Here is a 545-nt window from a genome sequence, read left to right on the forward strand (position 1 = left end):
AGCGTGCCCCTGATCAGGCGCTTGGCCGAGTCCAGCGCAGCGTGGTACTCCTCCGGCGGAACGGTCGCCGCCAGCTCGGTCAACCCGTAGATCAGCGAATAGACGGCTTCCACCGAGCCCGGCTTGTCGGTGCCCCCGACGATGCCCTCGATGATCTCGCGGAAGGCCTGGAATCCGGCGCCGCCCTCCCGAGGGTCGACGGCACCTTCGGCACGGAGCGCCCACTCGAAGGCGGCGAGGTCGGGGTATTCGCGCATCAACCGGCCCGATTCGTCGAGCACCGCTTCGATCCGGTCCGTGACGTCGCCGGGACCCTGGGCGGCCTCGCGCAGGCGCGGCAACGCGACGTCGGTCCTGGCCGCGACGGCGGCCTTGATCAGCTCCGACTTGTTGGGGAAGTAGTTGTACAGGCTGGCGCTGGTCACCTCCGCGGTGCGGGCGATCTCGCGGATGGTCGCGCGGGAGTACCCGACCTCCGCCACGCAGCGCATCGCCGCGTCGATTATTCGGGCGCGGGTCCGCTCGCCGCTGGCGCCCACCGGGCG

1 protein-coding gene is annotated in these 545 nt (G+C 71.0%); it reads right to left on the reverse strand.

Annotation, left to right across the window (positions count from 1 at the left end; genetic code table 11):
* Positions 1 to 545 (reverse strand): TetR/AcrR family transcriptional regulator (locus tag A5706_RS12885; RefSeq protein WP_068131097.1); only part of this gene is annotated, 545 nt, incomplete at both ends.

Source organism: Mycobacterium sp. E796 (assembly GCF_001672815.1).
Classification (GTDB): domain Bacteria; phylum Actinomycetota; class Actinomycetes; order Mycobacteriales; family Mycobacteriaceae; genus Mycobacterium.